Raw genomic sequence first — 17,379 nt, 5'->3', positions numbered from 1 at the left:
CAGGCAACGCTATTTCAGATCAAAGCGGTCCAGCTCCATGACCTTCTGCCAGGCGGCCACAAAGTCCCGGACAAACTTGTCACCGCCATCACTGCTGGCATACACCTCGCTCAACGCCCGCAACTGGGCATGCGAACCGAACACCAGATCGACCCGGCTACCGCTCCACTTCACCTGCCCGGTCTTGCGGTCGCGGCCTTCAAAGGTTTCGTTGTCCGCCGAGGTCGGTTTCCACTCCACGCTCATATCCAGCAAGTTGCGGAAGAAGTCGTTGCTCAGCGTCCCCGGCTTGTCGGTGAACACGCCGAGTTTGCTACCACCATGGTTGGCACCGAGCACCCGCAGGCCACCGATCAGCACGGTCAGCTCTGGCGCGGTCAAGGTCAGCAACTGCGCCTTGTCCAGCAACAGTTTCTCGGCCTTGACGCTGTAGCGTGCCTTGGTGAAGTTGCGGAAGCCATCGGCCAGCGGTTCCAGCACGGCGAACGACTCGACGTCGGTCTGCTCCTGGGACGCATCGACTCGGCCCGGACGGAACCCTACGCTGCCGCTGTAGCCCGCATCCTTGGCAGCTTTTTCGACTGCCGCGGTACCGGCCAGCACGATCAGGTCAGCCAGGGAAACCTTCTTGCCGCTGCTGTTGAACTCGCCCTGGATCTTCTCCAATGCCGCCAGCACCTTGTCCACGCCCTGGTTTGCAGCCCAGTCCTTCTGTGGCGCCAAGCGCAAACGCGCGCCGTTGGCACCACCGCGCTTGTCGGAGCCGCGGAAGGTCGACGCGGATGCCCAGGCGGTGGAGACCAGTTCGCCCACGCTCAAACCCGAGGCCAGGATCCTGGCCTTGAGGGTCGCGATGTCTTGCTCGCTGATCGTGGATGGGTCAGCTTTGGGCAACGGGTCTTGCCACAGCAACTCTTCATTGGGCATTTCCGGGCCCAGATAGCGCGCCAGCGGGCCCATGTCGCGGTGGATCAGCTTGTACCATGCACGGGCGAACGCATCCGCCAACTGGTCAGGGTTGTCTTTGAAACGGCGGGCGATCGGCTCGTAGATGGGGTCGAAGCGCAATGCCAGGTCGGAGGTCAACATCGACGGTGCATGCCTTTTACCGGGATCGTGTGCATCGGGCACCATGCCTGCGCCTTTGCCGTCTTTCGGCCGCCACTGGTGCGCGCCGGCCGGGCTTTTGGTCAACTCCCACTCAAAGTCGAACAGGTTATTCAGGTACTCGTTGCTCCACCGGGTCGGGGTGGAGGTCCAGGTCACTTCCAGGCCACTGGTGATGGTATCCCCGCCTTTGCCGGAGCCAAACGTGTTGTGCCAGCCCAGGCCCTGCATCTCCAGGCCTGCCGCTTCCGGCTCGGGGCCGACGTTGTCGGCGGGGCCGGCACCATGGGTCTTGCCGAACGCGTGGCCACCGGCGATCAAGGCCACGGTTTCTTCATCGTTCATGGCCATGCGGCCAAAGGTTTCACGGATGTCCTTGCCCGAGGCCACAGGGTCGGGGTTACCTTCCGGGCCTTCCGGGTTCACGTAGATCAGGCCCATCTGCACGGCGGCCAGCGGGTTTTCCAGGTTACGCTCGGCCGACAGGTCGCGATTCTGCTCTTCACCATGCTTGGCCGGCTCGGCCACCAGGTCACCCTGCCCCGGCGGCTGCGCCTTGACCTGATCCTTGCCGTAACGGGTATCGCCGCCCAGCCAGACCTTTTCCGACCCCCAGTACACGTCTTCGTCCGGCTCCCACACATCGGCACGCCCGCCGGAGAAGCCGAAGGTCTTGAAGCCCATGGATTCGAGGGCAACATTACCGGTGAGTACGATCAGGTCGGCCCAGGAAATCTTGTTGCCGTACTTCTGCTTGATCGGCCACAGCAGGCGCCGGGCCTTGTCCAGGCTGACGTTGTCCGGCCAGCTGTTGAGCGGGGCGAAGCGTTGCTGGCCAGAGCCCGCACCACCGCGGCCATCACCAATGCGGTAGGTGCCGGCGCTATGCCAGGCCATGCGGATGAACAGCGGGCCGTAGTGGCCGAAGTCGGCCGGCCACCAATCCTGCGAGTCGGTCATCAAGGCGGTGAGGTCTTTCTTCAGGGCCTGAAAGTCGAGGCTCTTGAACGCCTTGGCATAGTCGAAGTCCGGATCGGGGCTGGACTTGGAGGAATGCTGGTGAAGAATTCTCAGGTTGAGCTGGTCAGGCCACCAGTCACGGTTGGTGGTGCCGCCACCTGCGGTTTGATGGAACGGGCATTTCGATTCGTTCGACATCTGCGGGTACCTTTGGGTCGGTTATCCAGATTTCCGGTCTATGCCAGTGTTCTTTCAGCCGAGCGGGTGGGCTCGTACTACCCCTCATCAGGTGTACACGGGGCTTGCGAAGCTGTCACGGCGGGGGGGCACGGTCTTGCACGCAGGTGCTGACGCGCTGCCCTGTCGCGGAATTCGCGGGGCCACGAGAAAGACTAGCCGAGCTTGGGCAGAGGTCTAATAGAGTGGCTGTTGGAGCCTGATAGGCTGGCTCTGTCAAGCGCAGGCCTGTATCGGCCTCATCGCGGTCAAGCCCGCGATGAGGCCGGCACATCCATACAAGGCACAAGGCCCCGCGCCATGCTTCAATACACAGCCATACCCTTTGCCCAGGACGCCGAGCCCTCATGAACCGCAACGACCTGCGCCGCGTCGACATGAACCTGCTGGTGCTGTTCGAAGCCCTGATGATCGAACGCAACCTGACCCGCGTGGGTGAAAAGCTGTTTATCACCCAATCCACCGTCAGCGCCGCCCTCGCCCGCCTGCGCGAGCTGTTCGACGACCCGCTGCTGATCCGCAGCGGCCGGGCCATGGAACCCACCCCACGGGCCATGCAGATCTTTGCTGAACTGGGCCCGGCCATGGACGTGATTTCCGCTGCCATCAGCCGCGCCCGCGAGTTCGACCCGGCCAACAGCTGCAACGTGTTCCGCCTGGGCCTTTCTGACGATGCCGAGTTCGGCCTGTTTCCGGCCCTGCTGCAGGCCCTGCGTGAAGAAGCCCCCGCCATTAGCGTGGTAGTGCGGCGGGCCAATTTCCTGCTGATGCCGGGCCTTCTGGCCAGCGGCGAGATCTCGGTAGGTGTGAGCTATACCACCGACCTGCCGGCCACCGCCAAACGCCGCAAACTGCGCGACATCGGTGTACGGGTGCTGCGCGCCGACGACCGCCCGGGGCCGCTGACCCTCGACGAATACTGCGCCCGCCCGCATGTGATGGTGTCGTTCTCCGGTGACATGAGCGGCAACATCGACCTCGACCTGGCACGCATCGGGCGTTGCCGCAAGGTGGTGCTGGCGGTGCCGCAGTTCGGTAGCCTGCGCGCCCTGCTGCGCAACACCGAGCTGATCGCCACGGTGCCGGACTATGCCGCTTGTGCCCTCGCCGACGACGGCAGCCTGCGCGCCGACCCGGCGCCGTTCGACATCACCGAGGCCGAGCTGTCGATGGTCTGGAGCGGCGCCCAGGACAACGACCCCGCCGAGCGCTGGCTGCGCGACCGCATCCTGCAGTTCATGGCCAGGCAGTGATGCCCTCTTCGCAGCACAACGCTGCGCCTATCGGTCGTACAGCCTGAAGCACGCGGCTGCTATTTGCCGCGCTGCATCCAGGCTGCGCCAAGCCCACTGAGGCAGATCACCAAAATCCCCACCAGGCTCAGGGTATCCGGCACCTGGCTGTACACCACGAAGCCAAGCAACCCGGCAAACACAATCTGGCAATAGCTGAACGGCGCCAGCAACGCCGGCGCTGCATGGCGGAAGGCCTGGGTCAACAGCAGGTGCGCAGTCATGCCAAAGCCGCCCAGTGCCAGCATCAACAGGGCGTGGTCCCAGCGCGGCACCTCCCAGAAGAACGGCACCAGCGCACTCATTGCCAAGGTGTTGCACAACCCCGCATAGAAGTTGCTGGTGGTCGGGCTGTCATGCGCCGCCAGAATGCGCGTCAGCAACTGATAGAAGCAGAAGCCCAATGCCGAACCGAACGGATACAGAATGGCCGGGGTAAACATCGCCCCGCCAGGGTGCACCACCACCAGCACGCCGATAAAGCCCATCACCACCGCCACCCACTGCCCCACTGTCACTCGCTCTTTGAGCAGCGGCGCCGACAGCGCGGTGACCAGCACCGGGGCAAGGAAGTTGACGGCCGTGGCCTCGGCCAGTGGCAGGTATTGCAAGCCGGTCGTGAACAGCAGGCTGGTGCTCAGCAGGCTCAGGGCCCGCAAGGTCTGCAATACCGGCCGGCGGGTGCGCAATACGTTGAGCCCAGACTTGGGCAGGAAGATGCCGGCCATCAGCAACGTGTGCACCACATAACGCGCCCACACCACCATGACTATCGGGTACAGGCCACCCAGGAATTTGGACAAGGCATCGTGGCTGGCGAACAGGAACGTCGCCACCACCACCAACGCGATGCCGCGCAGGGGTTGGTTGACGCCGGACAGCGGTGTGCTGGAACTCATGGCTCTCTCGATGACGGCGGGGCAACATGCCTCGCCCAAGGAAGGCCGCGCAGGCATTGCCTGGCGGATGTAACAGCTGGGATTCTAGAAGAGATGGCGCAGAATAAGGAAGTTCATTTGCCGCTTGCCCCGGCCAAGTGCAATTTCTGTTCGCTGATCGACCACTTTCCACCTTGTCTGCATGGCCCGTACACGGTTGATCGCCGACCATCGACCGACCCTGCACACCCTACAAGGAATTTACATGCAAAGGCTCAGCACCCGCACCGGCCTGGACCTGCCCGCCATCGGCCTGGGCACCTGGCCAATGACCGGCAGTGAATGCACCCAGGCCGTGCGCCAGGCACTGGACGTGGGTTACCGGCACATCGACACTGCCACCGCCTACGAAAACGAAGCGGCCGTTGGCCAGGCGCTGCGCGACAGCGACGTGCCACGCGAGCAGATTCACCTGACCACCAAGGTCTGGTGGGACCGCCTGGAGCCCAAAGCCATGCGTCAGTCGCTGGAAGACAGCCTGCGCGCGCTGGGTACCGAACAGGTCGACCTGTTCCACATCCACTGGCCAGGCACGGACTGGGACCTGGCCCGCAGCATCGACACCCTGGTAGCCCTGCGTGACGAAGGCAAGGCGCGCCACATTGGCGTGGCCAACTTCCCATTGGGGTTACTGCGCCAGGTGGTGGAAACCCTGGGCGCGCCGTTGTCGGCGATTCAGGTGGAATACCATGTTCTGCTCAGCCAGCAACCGCTACTCGACTTCGCCCGCAGCCATGATTTGTTGCTCACCGCCTATACCCCGCTGGCACGCGGCCAGGCAGCGGCGCAGCCGGTGATCCAGGCGATCGCCCGCAAGCATGGCGTGCTGCCCAGCCAGGTGGCGCTGAAATGGCTGCTGGACCAGGACGGCGTGGCGGCGATCCCCAAAGCCAGCAGCCGCGAAAACCAGCTGGCCAACCTGGCCGCGATGACCGTGCAGCTGGATGACGAAGACCGCGCAGCCATTTCCGGGCTGCCGAAAGACCAGCGCGTGGTTAGCCCGCCGTTTGCCCCGGACTGGAACAGCTGAGGCCGCCGCGCAAGTCATTGTTCTTGGGTGATGACCTGCTTCAACCGCTCGCTCGCCGGTGCCGGCCGCCCGTAAAAGTAGCCCTGGAAGTGCGAACAGCCTTCCGCCGCGAGCCGGCGCATCTGCTCCTCCGACTCCACGCCTTCGGCCGTGGTCTTGATCATCAGGCTGTTGGACAGTTCGGTAATGGCGCGAATGATCGACATGGCCTCACGGCTGTCGCACATGTCATGCACGAACGACTTGTCGATCTTGATCCGGTCGAACGGGAACGAACGCAGGTAGCCCAGCGATGAGTAGCCAGTACCAAAGTCATCCAGTGAAATGGACACGCCCAGGTCTTTCAGTGCGCGCAAGGTGCGCACGTTTTCCTCGCTGTTGCCCAGCAGTACCGACTCGGTAATTTCCAGCTCCAGCCGCTGCGCCGGCAGGCCCGAGTCGGCCAGCGCGAGGGCGACGGTATGCACCAGATCGCCGTTCTTGAACTGCACCGCCGACAGGTTGACCGACACCGTCTGCTCACTGTCCCAACTGGCCGCCTCCTGGCAGGCCAGGTTCAGCGCACGGTTGCCCAGCTCGTGGATCAACCCGGTTTCTTCGGCAATGGGGATGAAGTCCATCGGCATGACCATGCCACGGGTCGGGTGTTCCCAGCGCAGCAGCGCCTCATAACCGGTAACGCTGCTGGTCTGATGATCGACTACCGGCTGGTAGTGCAACTGCAACTGCCCCAGGTGCAGCGCTGTGCGCAGGTCGGTTTCCACCAGGCGGCGCTGGCGGGCGGCAACGTCCAGTTCGACATCGAAGCATTCATAACGATTACGGCCGTTACGCTTGGCCTGGTACAGGGCCATGTCGGCGTAGCCCAGCAGTTGCTCTGCCTGGTCATGGTCATCAGGCGCGATGGCGATGCCGATGCTCACCCCCACCGCGAACTGGTGCCCTTCGATCCGGAACGGCGGGCTGATGGCCTTGATCAGGCGCTGCGCGGTATTGCACGCGGCCTCCCGCCCCTCCAGGCCCGTCAGCACCACGGCGAACTCGTCGCCACCCAGGCGGGCCAAGGTGTCGTGCTCACGCAGTTCGCGGCGCAGACGCTTGCCCAACTCGCGTAGCAGCTTGTCACCAAAGGCATGGCCAAGTGAGTCGTTGATGTTCTTGAAGTTGTCCAGGTCCAGGCACAGGGCAGCGGTCAGCTTGGTGTTTTCGCTGCCACGCAACAGGGCCTGGCGCAGCCGTTCGTGGAAAAGCGTACGGTTGGGCAACCCGGTGAGCGCGTCATGGTGCGCCATGTGGTGGATCTGCGCATGGGCGGCCAGCTCTTCGGTGGCGTCTTCAGCCACGAACAACACGTAATCGGCCTGCCCTTCGCGGTTTTGACTGAGCAAGGTTCGGCTACGCAGTGTGCGTGGGCCGCGGGCGGTGTCGACGCGGGTTTCGGCGGCGTGCCCCTTGGTGCTGCGGGCACCCCGCCCGAATTGCTGTTCCAGGTAGTCACCGGCAGCCGCTGCCAGGCATTCCCTGGGCAACTGGCCGATCATGCTGTGCTGAGGCCCGCCGAACAGGCGTTCGGCCTGCTGATTGGCCAACAGGATGCGCTGGCTTTCCAGGTCCTGGACGATGACGCTCGCGGGAATGTTGGCAATGACCGAATCGAGAAACTGCGACAGCTTGGCCATTTCCTGGCTGTACTGCTCGGCCAGCTCTTTGGCCTGCAGCAGTTCGAGCTCCTGGCGGTGGCGTTCGGAAATGTCGCGGGTGACCTTGGCGAAACCCACCAGTTGCCCGGCATCGTCGTAAACCGCTTCGATGACCACATGGGCGTGGAAGGCCGTGCCGTCCTTGCGCAGCCGTGCACCCGTTTCCTCAAAGCGTCCGGTGCTGCGCGCCTGCTCCAGGTTGAATGCCGGCAACCCGGCTGCGCGCTCGGCATCGGTGTAGAACAGCGAGTAGTGCTGGCCGACGATTTCCTCGGCACGGTACCCCTTGGCGCGCTGGGCGCCGGGGTTCCAGTTGGCGACGATACCTTCAGGGGTGAGCAGGTAGATGGCATAATCCACCACGCTCTGGATCAACAGCCGGTACATGATGTCGGGGTTTGCTGCGAGCGACATGAACTTTACCTGAACCTTCGAAGCGCATGAAAAGGGACCCCGGCAAGCGGCGGCCGGGTCTTGGAAAGCGATGGTGGCATTATGCCGCTCGTGAGCATTTTGTGAAGCACATCACAAAAATGGCGCTATCCCTTATCTGGACGAACGAAAGCGCCCCGCCCTCAATGGCGGGTGCCGGTCACCAGGAAATTGAGCAAGTCAGGCTCATCCCCCAGGGCGATAGCCTGCGCCGGCCGCGGCAGGCTCGCCAGCACGGCATTGCAGAAAGCCACGGCGGGCAGATCCTGTGCGTAGCAACGCAGCAGCCAGTCACCCTCGCCCCCCAGCAACTGCAACGCCACCGCTTGGCCGATGCCCTGGCGACGGTACTTCTTCAAGATGAACAGGTCGGCAAGCTCCTGCGCAACGATGCCAGGCAGCTCGCTGCGCTCGACCAGGACGAAGCCGGCGATGAAGCCGTCCACCAGCACCAGATACGCGCCCCAGCCGTCGTCCTGCCAGTAGCGTTGCAGGTGCTCCTCGTGGATGTAGAAACGGCCGTCCGCCTCGACGTCTTCCTGCTCCCAGTCGGAGGACTCGTAGCAATAGAACTGGTAGAGATTGCGGATCAGCGACGCCTGGTCGAGGGTGGTTGGCAGCAGCGCGATGGGGAGCATGGTGTGGGGACCTGAACAAAAAGACGATTCTAGATCACCCGCCCCTGGCGACAAAAAGCCCGAGGCCTCCCCGCACGGAAAGCCCCAGGCAAAATCACAGTGACATAACCTCGAACTCAGCCCTCCTGCAACGCCCGCGGCCGATGGCTTCGCGCCTCGGCGTCAGGCGACTTGGCACCCTGCAAGCGGAAGTCGAATGACAGCTCGGCAAAGCGCTCGCCTTGCACGCCGCGGTCGCGCGCCGCCGCCGCATCCTCGACAAAACGCAGTTCGCCGATCAGTCCGTCGCGGGTGGCATAGGCAAAGTCGTCCCACAGGTACTTGTCGCCAGCAAAGTTGATCTGCGTGGTCAGGTGGCGGTGCCCCGGTGCCGAGATAAAGAAGTGCACGTGCGCCGGGCGCTGGCCGTGGCGGCCGAGCAGGTCCAGGCATTCCTGGGTTGGGCCCTGCGGGTCGCAGCCATACCCGGACGGCACGATCGAGCGCGCGCGATAACGGCCCTCGGCATCGGTAATGATACGCCGACGCAGGTTGAACTCGGACTGTGTCGAATCGAAGTACGAATAGGTGCCCTGGGTGTTGGCGTGCCACAGGTCGACGGTGGCACCGGCCAACGGTTTGCCGTCGGCATCGAACACCTGGCCCTGAAGGAACATCACCACGCCTGGGTCAGTGCCGTCGTCCATGCGCACTTCGCCCTCTGCCAGCGGCGCCCCGGCAACGTACAACGGGCCTTCGATGGTTCGCGGGGTGCCGCCGCCAAGGCCGGCTTCAGCATCCTTGGCATCCTGCAGCAGGTCGAGGAAGTGCTCGATGCCCAGGCCAGCAGCCAGCAGGCCTGCCTCGTTACGGCCGCCCAGGCGGTTGAGGTAGTCCACGGCGTGCCAGAACTCGTCCTCGGTGATGTCCAGGTCTTCGACCAGGCGAGCGGTGTCTTGCAGCACACGCAGAATGATCTGCTTGAAGCGCGGGTTTCCTTCGGCATGGTCCAGGCCAGCCACCCGGTTGAAGAAGGCTTGAATGTCGGCAGTGTGGGAAATTTTCACGGTCATCGTGCTTACCTCGTATTGTTCTTGTCAGGCATACAGGTGCGAATCAGCGATCGTCGCTGTGAATAGACGAGGGATGCCGACACAGGCCGTCGACCTCGATGTCCATGTACGGGAACAGCGGCAGCTGCATCAGCGTGTCATGCAACGCCTCGACGCTGGGCACATCGAACACGCTGTAGTTGGCGTAATGCCCGGCAATGCGCCACAGGTGGCGCCAGGTGCCTTCGCGCTGCAGGCGCTGGGCCAGTTCCTTTTCATCGGCCTTGAGCTGGGCGGCCTTGGCCGGGTCCATGTCGACCGGCAGCTTCACGGTCATCTTCACGTGGAACAACATGGTTATCTCCTTGCTTGCTGATCAGCGACGGGCGAAACGCGCCAGGCGCTGTTCGTCCAACGTCAGGCCCAGGCCTGGGGTGTGGGGGATGTGCAGCTGGAAGTCGCGGTATTGCGGCGGCTCGTTGACGATCTCCTCGGTCAGCAGCAGCGGCCCGAACAGCTCGGTACCCCAGGTGAGCTGGCGCAGGGTGAGGAATGCATGGGCCGAAGCCAGGGTGCCGATCGAACCTTCGAGCATGGTGCCGCCGTACAAGGCGATGCCAGCGGCCTCGGCGATCTGTGCAGTGCGCAGCACCGCGCGCGGGCCACCATTCTTGGCGATTTTCAGGGCGAAGATGCTGGCGGCGCCGTCGGCGGCCAGGCTGAAGGCGTCCTCGACGCTTTCGATCGACTCATCGGCCATGATTGGTGCCGGGCTGCGCTGGTTCAGGCGCACCTGGCCAGCGCGGTTGATGCGCGAAATCGGCTGCTCGATCAGGTCGATGCCGTTGTCGCCCAATACCTGGCAGGCGCGGAGGGCCTGGGACTCGTCCCAGTACTGGTTGACGTCGACCCGCACGCTGGCGCTGTCACCCAACTCGCGCTTGATCGCGACCACGTGCTTGAGGTCCTGCGCCACCGGGTTGGCGCCGATTTTCAGCTTGAACACGCGGTGCCGGCGAATGTCCAGCATGTGCTGGGCTTCTGCGATGTCGCGGGCGGTGTCGCCGCTGGCCAGGGTCCAGGCCACTTCCAGGCTGTCACGCACGCGGCCACCCAGCAGTTCGCTGACCGGCAGGCCCAGGCGTTTGCCCTGGGCGTCGAGCAAGGCGCTTTCGATGCCGGACTTGGCGAAGGTGTTGCCCTTGGCCAGCTTGTCCAGCTTGAGCATGGCGGCATTGATGTTGTCTGCCGGCAGGCCAATCAACGCCGGGGCGAGGTACGCGTCGATGTTGGCCTTGATCCCTTCGGGGCTTTCGTAGCCATACGCCAGGCCACCGATGGTGGTGGCTTCACCGATGCCTTCCACGCCATCGCTGCAGCGCAGTCGCAATACCACCAGGGTCTGCTGCTGCATGGTGTGCATCGCCAGCTTGTGCGGGCGAATGGTCGGGAGATCGACGATAATTGCATCTATGTGTTCAATCAGCACGCTTGTCATTGTTGCCAGGTCCCGTCAGGTCGGGCTTTCAGTTGCAGGCCCGAGTGATGCGTTTACTTGATTGCTGAAGGATTGCGCGAGACCCTGACGACCGTCCAATATCAAATGAATCTCCCACCATACCCTGGAGGTCTGATGGAGCTGCGCCACCTGCGTTACTTCAAAGTCTTGGCCGAGACCCTGAACTTCACCCGCGCCGCCGAGCTGCTGCACATCGCCCAGCCACCCCTGAGCCGGCAGATCAGCCAGCTGGAGGACCAGCTCGGCACCCTGCTGGTGGTGCGCGAACGTCCGCTGCGGCTGACCGAAGCCGGCCGCTTCTTCTACGAACAGACCTGCACCGTGCTGCAGCAGTTGCAGAACATCAGCGACAACACCCGCCGCATCGGCGAGGGCCAGCGCCAGTGGCTGGGCATCGGCTTTGCGCCCTCTACCCTGTACACCGTGCTGCCGGAGCTGATCCGCGAGCTGCGCCAGGACAGCGAGCTGGAACTGGGCCTGAACGAAATGACCACCTTGCAACAGGTGGAGGCGCTGAAAAGCGGGCGTATCGACATTGGCTTCGGGCGCATTCGCATCGACGACCCGGTGATTCACCAGCAGGTGCTGTGCGAGGACCCGCTGGTGGCCGTGCTGCCCAAGGGCCACCCCCTGGCGGGCAGCCCGCTCAGTCTGGCCCAGCTGGCTGGCGAAGCGTTCATCCTCTACCCGGCCAATCCCCGGCCCAGCTATGCCGACCACGTGCTGGCGCTGTTCGCCCACCACGGCATGAGCATTCGTGTCAGCCAGTGGGCCAACGAACTGCAGACCGCCATCGGCCTGGTAGCGGTTGGCGTCGGTGTGACCCTGGTGCCAGCATCGGTACAGCAGCAGCACCGTCCCGATATCGAGTATGTCGGCCTGCTTGATAGCGGCGCCGTCAGCCCCATCATCCTCAGCCGGCGCAAGGGTGATGTAAGCCCGATCGTGAAGCGGTGCCTGGCGTTGATCGAGCAACAGGCAATATGAACACACCATGCACCTTGTGGGAGCGGACGCGCCGGCGAGCACGGGCAAAGCCCGTGCTATGCACCGGTTCTCCTGCTTCGCGGGCAGGCCCCACAGGGACTCTATAGCCCTGCCCCATTGCCTATGCGTGCCCCGTATACCCATCGGTATATGGATGTTCCCGATGATCTGTTTCATGCTCCGGCACGCGAATCGCGAAACGCCCGGGCTCAAGACAGTCAATCAAAAATCATCGGGAGTCGAACATGGCTGGACGTCTTAACGGCAAGGTGGCGCTGATCACTGGCGGTGCGGGTGGCTGCGGGCTGGCCGCATCGGAGCTGTTCGCGGCAGAAGGGGCAAGGGTAGGCATTGTCGACCTGCCCGGCAGCAAGGGCGCCGAAGTTGCAAGGCGATTGCGTGATGCAGGTTACCAGGCCATCTTCGCCGCCGCCGATGTCTCGGACGCACAACAAGTGAAGGCCGCGGTGGCGGCCGTAGAAGAGGCATTCGGCCACATCACCGTGCTGATGAACCACGCGGGCATCCTGTCGGCCATGCCCTTCCTGGAAACCAGTGAAGAAGAATGGGACCGGATCATGGCCGTGAACGTGAAGAGCATGTTCCTGGTCACCGGCGCGGTGTTGCCGGGCATGCTCGCGGCCGGCGGCGGCAGTATCGTCTGCACTTCATCCATCTCGGCAGTGGTGGGCACGCCGATGGAGGTGCTGTATTGCACCAGCAAGGGTGCCACCCATATGTTCGCCCGGGCTATCGCTGTGGAGTTTCGCGACCGAGGCATTCGCGCCAATGCCATCTGCCCGGGCTTCATCGCCACCGCCCACGGCCTGCGCGAGATCGATATGTTGCGCAAACATGGCGTGGACGTCAGCGAACAGGCCATCGCTGCCGCCCAGGGGCGCTTGTGCCAACCCTCGGAAGTCGCCAGCGCAGCCTTGTTCCTGGCCAGTGACGACGCCAGTTTCGTAAACGGTGCGCACCTGTTTGCCGACAATGGCTACACCGCCCTCTGATTACAAGAACAACCGGCAGGAGAACGATGTGAGCACCTCTTCCAACAACATGCATATCAACGAATTCGGCCTTGAACACGCGCACTGGCGCAACTGGGCCGGTAACCAGTCCTGCATCCGTACAGCACGCGGGGCACCGGCCAGCGAGGACGAACTGTGCTCAATGGTCAGCCAGGCCAGCAGCAATGGCATGAACGTGCGCGTGGCCGGCTCGGGGCATTCCTTCACCCCAGTGGCACTGACCAATGGCCTGCACCTGACCCTGGCCAACATGAGCGGCGTACGCCATATCGACCACGAGAGGAAGCGCGTCACCGCTGCCGCAGGCACCACCATCAATGCCTTGGGCAAGACATTGCGTGCCGCCGGGTTATCAATGGTCAACCAGGGCGACATCGACAGCCAGTCGATTGCAGGCGCATTGACTACCGGTACCCACGGCACCGGTCTGACCCTCGGCAACCTGGCCTCGTCGATTGTCGGCATGAAGCTGGTGCAACCCAATGGCGAAATACTCGTGGTCGACGAAAGCACCCCTGACCTGCTACAAGCGGGTCGGGTGTCGCTGGGCGTACTGGGCATTGTTTCCGAACTGACCTTGCAGGTGACCGACAGCTTCAACCTGCACGAGCGCATCTGGCGCGAAGACTTCGAAAGCGTGATGGAAAAGCACGACGAACTGGCACGCAAACACCGCCACTTCAGCTTCTTCTGGTGCCCCTACGAGCAAAGCCGGCATTGCTATTGCCTACCCGATACCGCCGCCACCTCTACAAGCGGGCGCACCACCGATGTCTGCGAAGTGAAGGTCATGGACATCACCGGCCACCCGATCTGGGAAAGCGAGTTCGAGAAAGTGGCCTACAGCTCGGATGTGTACCCGATCGAGTACCTGCCCAACTTTCACGAGCTGGAATACGCTGTGCCGTTGCGCCACAGCAAGGAAGCGTTGCGGGCCGTGCGCAAGCTGATGCTGGAGGACTTCCCCAAGGCCATCTACCCCATCGAGTACCGCTTTACTGCCGGTGACGGGGCGTGGATGAGCCCATTCTTCGAGCAGGACAGCGTGACCATTTCGGTGTCCGGCCAGCCGGGTACCGACTACTGGGACTATCTGCGGGCGGTGGATCAGATCCTACGTTCCTATGGCGCCAGACCGCACTGGGGCAAGCTGCATTTCCTGACGGGTGAAGATGTGAGTGCAATATACCCGCGTGCCGAGGACTTCCGTAAGCTGCGCCGCCAGCTCGATCCGCAAGGGATCTACCTCAGCGAGCACCTGAGTCCGCTGTTCAGGTGACCTGTACCTGATACACCAAGGGGCTGCTTTGCAGCCCCTTGCTGTATCAGCCCTTGGCCAGATAATCGATAAACAGGCGAAACAGTTCGGCGTTGGATGAAATTTCCAGGCGCTGATAGATGTTGTGCTTGTGCACCTTTACCGTCCCATCGGAAATATTCAGCTGCCGCGCAATCGACGCATTGCTGTGCCCCTGTAACAACAACTTGGCGATAAGGCGCTGGGTTTCAGTCAGTTGCCCTTGCAAGATCTCTACGAAGGCGTCCTCCAGCACCACCCCCTCTGGTGCTGCGCGCAGGATATCAGCGTAACGCAATCGACAGTGCTGACCAAAAACCGAAGCCAGCAGCGGCGACATTGCAGCCAACAGGTCCATTTCTCCTGCACCGAAATCCCCGCTGCCGTGGTTGCGCATCAGCGAATAGACGATCGCCAACCGGGGCCGAAGGGGAATGATGAAGCCCACCTCATCCACCGCCGTCCCATAGTCGGACGACACGCAGGGGTGGATGTCCTTGGAAATGGCAAACCCTGAAGAGAAGAAGCAGTCAGGTGCCAGTTCGCTCATGCGCCATAGCCCGGCTGGGTGCTCGTTGACGCAAGCAACGTAGAACGGGTCAAGCAGGTAGCCGCCGCGCACGTAGGCGTTCAACGTACGCTCCGTGACCGTACGGTTGTACCCGTTATGCACCAGCAGTGCTGGTTGATTGAACTGGAACAGGTAGGCGCAACTCATGTCGAACGTCAGCTTGCTGCGCAGCCACGCATCCAGCGCCGGTCCCAGCTGTTCGCTGCCGATCGCCTCGATCACCGCTGCCAACTCGTTTGCCTCATCTTTTGTCATTGTTCACCACACGCTCATGCACCGAAGGCCTGCATGACCTTACCGCCTTGATCGGTTAAAAACACAAAATCCGGAGCGCCCAGGACGCTCCGGATCATGCGCATGACGCTTTTGCTCAGGACGGCTCGGCCACCCCCTTGCAGACACCTGCGGCAGCGTCCTGACGCCCCAACTCCTGCGCCTTGGGCACCGCCAGCCAACTGGCCAGCAGCATGGCGATCAGGCCGCCACTGAGTTTGCCTATCATCAACGGCAGTATCAGCGAGGGCTGGAAGTTGGCGGAGAAGGCCATGTGGTCGCCAAAGGTGAACGCGGCGCACACAGAGAAAGCGATCACCAATACCTTGTCCTTGGGCGGCATTTCGCTGACCAAGCGAAACATGGCCAGGATATTCGCCGAGGCCGCCAATACCCCGGCCGCACCGACACCAGACATGCCAAAGCGCGAGGCCACCCGTTCGATTGGCCGCGCCAGGAAGCGCTTGAGCAAGTGCACCATGGGGAACGCCCCGCACAGCATCAGGCCGATATAGCCAGCAATTTCCAAGGCGCGAAACTGATCATCGGCATCGGCGATGATCGGCGCAAAACCCCAGCTGCCGAACAGGTGGCTGAACAGGCCGGTGAAGTACTGCACGATGGACGCTACCAGCACCAGAACCACGGCGATGTACATGAACTGGCCGAGCTTGAGGAACAGGTACACCATCAGTGTGGGGAAGTAGCGCAATGCTGCTGCCAGGGCAATGCAAAACAGGATCAACGGCATCAGGTTGCGCAGCAGCATTGCCCAGGTGAAGTGCAGTGCCTGGGTAGCGGCGCCAGTGGTAGCGATGTCCGGACGCACGCTCAGGCCAAGCGCCTGCATGGTCATGGCAATGATCATGATGCTCAGCGGAATGGTCAGCAGCCCGGCCATGATCCCCAGTGCCATGTACTTGTGGTCGGCCTTGCGCAGCATGGCCAACCCGACCGGAATAACGAAGATGATGGTGGCGCCGCACTGAAAGCCGGTGATCAGGCCGAGGATCCAGCCTTCCTGGCTTTGCGCCAGCGCTTTGGCTAACTGGTAGCCGCCCATGTCCGAGGCGATGAAGATGGGACCGGCGATGCCAGGGTCGGCCCCGATGGCCTGGAACAGTGGCGCGATCACATGACTGATACCAGCTGAAATGTACGGGATCGCCGCCATGATGCCGGCTACCGGGATAAAGATGGGGCCGATGCTGTGCAGGCCGGCGATGAACTCCTGGCCCAGTTCGCCTTCGGGGTTGTAGATGGATGCCACGGCACCCAGTACCGCGCACACCATGATGACGTAGATGACATAGGTGCCGATGCTTTCCATTTGCCGCCTCATTTTTAGAGTTTTGGGTTGGCAGGACTGAAATGTAACGGGGCATCGTTGTTGTTATGGCTTGAGCATAGCGCGCCCCGTCGAGGGTTAAGCTATGCGGCAAGGTGCAGGGCTGTCCATATACCGGGAGGTATAGAAAATTGATCACCGCGTTACGCTATGGATTTCCAGCTGATCACCGCGTAACCAGTCTATAAACCGTGCAAACAACTCCGATTGCGAGTTGATCCCGAGCTTCATGTACAGGTTCTTGCGGTGCATGCGCACGGTCTCCGGCGAGATACCCAGCTCCTGCGCAGTAGATTTCACCGAGTGCCCGCGCAGGATCATGTGCGCCACTTCCCGTTCGCGGTCGGTCAGCACCTGACAGCCAAAGCTGTCGAACGCTGCCTGCAGGCTGCCACGCTCGGTTGATGCAGCGCCCGGTTCCAGGTTGTGCCGGGCATAGCGCCCCAGCAGTTCGCGCACCATCGGCTCCAACGCACGCAACAGGTCGACCTGCCCGGCATTCAGGCGCGTGCCGCTGCAGCCCTGGAACAGGCTCAGCGACAGCTTGCGGCCTGCGCTGAGGTCGACGATGTAGTAGCTGTCTTCACTGCAACCTGTACCCAGGTAATAAGCCTTGTAGTAGTCGCTGTCGAAGAAGTTGTCGGGGGCGATTTCCTGCAGGTGGTAGAAGCCTTCGGCCAGGCCGCTTTGCACGGCAAGGCAGAAAGGGTCCAGCAGGTAGCCGGCGCTGAAATAGCGCTCCAGCACGGCAGCCCGGTGCAGTTCAGGAATGCCTTGCTGGTACAGCAACTGCGGTGCCCGCCCCTGGCACTCAAGGCTGATCATCATCGACTCCACCTGCACCAACTGGCCGATGGCAGCGGCCACATACTCCAGCGCCTCGGGGGTTTCGCCATGGGCCAGGGCGCGCTGCAACGCCACGTGCCACTGCTGCAGCGCGCCCATTGTGAGGGTAAGCGGGGTATCGGGGGAGGCCTGGGTCATG

Annotated in this window: 15 protein-coding genes; 5 read left to right on the top strand and 10 right to left on the bottom strand. The window is 62.7% G+C overall.

Features of this window, described 5'->3' with window-relative positions; all coding sequences use genetic code 11:
• Window positions 1-9: 9 nt before the first annotated feature.
• Window positions 10-2,265 (bottom strand): catalase/peroxidase HPI, encoded by a 2,256-nt coding sequence (gene katG / locus AC3RCM_RS11050; RefSeq protein WP_104887789.1) that lies wholly within the window; start codon window positions 2,263-2,265, stop codon window positions 10-12.
• Between the two features lie 386 nt (window positions 2,266-2,651).
• Between katG and AC3RCM_RS11045 the strand changes: the two genes are divergently transcribed.
• Window positions 2,652-3,557 carry a LysR family transcriptional regulator gene (locus tag AC3RCM_RS11045; RefSeq protein ID WP_010954508.1) on the top strand — a complete coding sequence of 302 codons (906 nt, stop codon included), beginning with the start codon at window positions 2,652-2,654 and terminating at the stop codon, window positions 3,555-3,557.
• A gap of 59 nt (window positions 3,558-3,616) precedes the next feature.
• Here the strand turns inward: AC3RCM_RS11045 and AC3RCM_RS11040 are convergent, their stop codons facing one another.
• A complete protein-coding gene (locus AC3RCM_RS11040) occupies window positions 3,617-4,495 on the bottom strand; it encodes a DMT family transporter (protein WP_010954509.1) in 879 nt (292 codons plus the stop codon).
• Between the two features lie 244 nt (window positions 4,496-4,739).
• On the opposite strand from AC3RCM_RS11040, the gene AC3RCM_RS11035 reads away from it, so the two are divergent.
• The gene (locus tag AC3RCM_RS11035; RefSeq protein ID WP_492629609.1) at window positions 4,740-5,564 is read left to right on the top strand and encodes an aldo/keto reductase; all 825 of its coding nucleotides are present in this window, start codon (window positions 4,740-4,742) and stop codon (window positions 5,562-5,564) included.
• Window positions 5,565-5,578: 14 nt separating this feature from the next.
• On the opposite strand, the gene AC3RCM_RS11030 is transcribed toward AC3RCM_RS11035, so the two are convergent.
• The 5 genes from AC3RCM_RS11030 to AC3RCM_RS11010 all read right to left on the bottom strand — a co-directional run bounded on the left by AC3RCM_RS11030 (window position 5,579) and on the right by AC3RCM_RS11010 (window position 10,863).
• Entirely contained in the window at window positions 5,579-7,678 is a 2,100-nt protein-coding gene (locus tag AC3RCM_RS11030) for a putative bifunctional diguanylate cyclase/phosphodiesterase (protein ID WP_492629608.1), read from the bottom strand.
• Window positions 7,679-7,839: 161 nt separating this feature from the next.
• Window positions 7,840-8,334, bottom strand: coding sequence for a GNAT family N-acetyltransferase (locus tag AC3RCM_RS11025; protein WP_274144614.1), 495 nt, complete (start codon window positions 8,332-8,334; stop codon window positions 7,840-7,842).
• Window positions 8,335-8,450: 116 nt separating this feature from the next.
• Window positions 8,451-9,386 (bottom strand): catechol 1,2-dioxygenase, encoded by a 936-nt coding sequence (gene catA / locus AC3RCM_RS11020; RefSeq protein ID WP_492629607.1) that lies wholly within the window; start codon window positions 9,384-9,386, stop codon window positions 8,451-8,453.
• 43 nt (window positions 9,387-9,429) lie between these two features.
• On the bottom strand, window positions 9,430-9,720 hold the full coding sequence (catC, locus tag AC3RCM_RS11015) for a muconolactone Delta-isomerase (protein ID WP_003256111.1): 291 nt from the start codon (window positions 9,718-9,720) through the stop codon (window positions 9,430-9,432).
• A gap of 21 nt (window positions 9,721-9,741) precedes the next feature.
• The gene (locus tag AC3RCM_RS11010) at window positions 9,742-10,863 is read right to left on the bottom strand and encodes a muconate cycloisomerase family protein (RefSeq protein ID WP_104887791.1); all 1,122 of its coding nucleotides are present in this window, start codon (window positions 10,861-10,863) and stop codon (window positions 9,742-9,744) included.
• Window positions 10,864-10,998: 135 nt separating this feature from the next.
• Here AC3RCM_RS11010 and catR point away from each other — a divergent pair, with 135 nt between their 5' ends.
• From catR to AC3RCM_RS10995, 3 genes are all read left to right on the top strand, one after another.
• On the top strand, window positions 10,999-11,871 hold the full coding sequence (gene catR, locus AC3RCM_RS11005) for an HTH-type transcriptional regulator CatR (protein ID WP_064493065.1): 873 nt from the start codon (window positions 10,999-11,001) through the stop codon (window positions 11,869-11,871).
• A 245-nt stretch (window positions 11,872-12,116) separates the two neighbouring features.
• Window positions 12,117-12,884, top strand: a complete 768-nt coding sequence (locus tag AC3RCM_RS11000; protein WP_012051983.1) for an SDR family NAD(P)-dependent oxidoreductase — start codon at window positions 12,117-12,119, stop codon at window positions 12,882-12,884.
• A gap of 28 nt (window positions 12,885-12,912) precedes the next feature.
• Window positions 12,913-14,184 (top strand): D-arabinono-1,4-lactone oxidase, encoded by a 1,272-nt coding sequence (locus AC3RCM_RS10995; protein ID WP_017148266.1) that lies wholly within the window; start codon window positions 12,913-12,915, stop codon window positions 14,182-14,184.
• 46 nt (window positions 14,185-14,230) lie between these two features.
• Here AC3RCM_RS10995 and AC3RCM_RS10990 read toward each other — a convergent pair whose 3' ends face one another.
• From AC3RCM_RS10990 to AC3RCM_RS10980, 3 genes are all read right to left on the bottom strand, one after another.
• Complete coding sequence (locus tag AC3RCM_RS10990) at window positions 14,231-15,028, bottom strand: helix-turn-helix domain-containing protein (protein WP_064493064.1); 798 nt, start codon at window positions 15,026-15,028, stop codon at window positions 14,231-14,233.
• Between the two features lie 115 nt (window positions 15,029-15,143).
• Complete coding sequence (gene eutH / locus AC3RCM_RS10985; protein ID WP_004577508.1) at window positions 15,144-16,376, bottom strand: ethanolamine utilization protein EutH; 1,233 nt, start codon at window positions 16,374-16,376, stop codon at window positions 15,144-15,146.
• Between the two features lie 153 nt (window positions 16,377-16,529).
• Window positions 16,530-17,378 carry a helix-turn-helix domain-containing protein gene (locus AC3RCM_RS10980; RefSeq protein WP_080580376.1) on the bottom strand — a complete coding sequence of 283 codons (849 nt, stop codon included), beginning with the start codon at window positions 17,376-17,378 and terminating at the stop codon, window positions 16,530-16,532.
• Window position 17,379: the final 1 nt, after the last annotated feature.

The organism is Pseudomonas sp. GW823-FHT05G12 (genome assembly GCF_058795575.1).
This window is presented reverse-complemented; position numbering and strand designations above follow the sequence as displayed.

Excerpts from the sequence above, each read along its gene's own strand:
- katG (WP_104887789.1), bottom strand. The coding sequence starts at position 2,265 with ATGTCGAACGAATCGAAATGCCCGTTCCATCAAACCGCAGGTGGCGGC.
- eutH (WP_004577508.1), bottom strand. The coding sequence starts at position 16,376 with ATGGAAAGCATCGGCACCTATGTCATCTACGTCATCATGGTGTGCGCG.
- AC3RCM_RS11000 (WP_012051983.1), top strand. The coding sequence starts at position 12,117 with ATGGCTGGACGTCTTAACGGCAAGGTGGCGCTGATCACTGGCGGTGCG.
- AC3RCM_RS10990 (WP_064493064.1), bottom strand. The coding sequence starts at position 15,028 with ATGACAAAAGATGAGGCAAACGAGTTGGCAGCGGTGATCGAGGCGATC.
- catC (WP_003256111.1), bottom strand. The coding sequence starts at position 9,720 with ATGTTGTTCCACGTGAAGATGACCGTGAAGCTGCCGGTCGACATGGAC.
- AC3RCM_RS11040 (WP_010954509.1), bottom strand. The coding sequence starts at position 4,495 with ATGAGTTCCAGCACACCGCTGTCCGGCGTCAACCAACCCCTGCGCGGC.
- AC3RCM_RS11030 (WP_492629608.1), bottom strand. The coding sequence starts at position 7,678 with ATGTCGCTCGCAGCAAACCCCGACATCATGTACCGGCTGTTGATCCAG.
- AC3RCM_RS11010 (WP_104887791.1), bottom strand. The coding sequence starts at position 10,863 with ATGACAAGCGTGCTGATTGAACACATAGATGCAATTATCGTCGATCTC.
- catA (WP_492629607.1), bottom strand. The coding sequence starts at position 9,386 with ATGACCGTGAAAATTTCCCACACTGCCGACATTCAAGCCTTCTTCAAC.
- AC3RCM_RS11045 (WP_010954508.1), top strand. The coding sequence starts at position 2,652 with ATGAACCGCAACGACCTGCGCCGCGTCGACATGAACCTGCTGGTGCTG.
- catR (WP_064493065.1), top strand. The coding sequence starts at position 10,999 with ATGGAGCTGCGCCACCTGCGTTACTTCAAAGTCTTGGCCGAGACCCTG.
- AC3RCM_RS11035 (WP_492629609.1), top strand. The coding sequence starts at position 4,740 with ATGCAAAGGCTCAGCACCCGCACCGGCCTGGACCTGCCCGCCATCGGC.
- AC3RCM_RS11025 (WP_274144614.1), bottom strand. The coding sequence starts at position 8,334 with ATGCTCCCCATCGCGCTGCTGCCAACCACCCTCGACCAGGCGTCGCTG.
- AC3RCM_RS10980 (WP_080580376.1), bottom strand. The coding sequence starts at position 17,378 with ATGACCCAGGCCTCCCCCGATACCCCGCTTACCCTCACAATGGGCGCG.